Origin of the sequence: Achromobacter sp. SIMBA_011 (assembly GCF_046535435.1) — a bacterium.
Lineage (GTDB): Bacteria > Pseudomonadota > Gammaproteobacteria > Burkholderiales > Burkholderiaceae_B > Achromobacter > Achromobacter dolens.
Genome location: NZ_JAWRWN010001150.1, coordinates 1 through 240 on the forward strand (window position 1 = coordinate 1; position 240 = coordinate 240).

Here is a 240-nt window from a genome sequence, read left to right on the forward strand (position 1 = left end):
GTGCGCCACTCGGTTACCTTCACGGTGAAGACGATGTACGCGGCCAGCGCGCACAGCGTGACGATCGCGTAATACGCCTCGTATTTCACGGTGAAAAAGATCAGCACGAGGCCCACTTCCACGAGCGTCGGCAAGATGCTGTAGAGCGAATACGAAATGAGCTGCGTGATGCCGCGCGTGCCGCGTTCGATGTCGCGCGACATGCCGCCCGTCTGCCGCTCCAGATGAAAGCGCAACGAG

The 240-nt window shown here is 60.4% G+C and carries 1 pseudogene; it reads right to left on the reverse strand.

The features are described from left to right. A pseudogene (locus SB816_RS34645) lies at positions 1 to 240 on the reverse strand (metal ABC transporter permease); the annotation flags it as partial.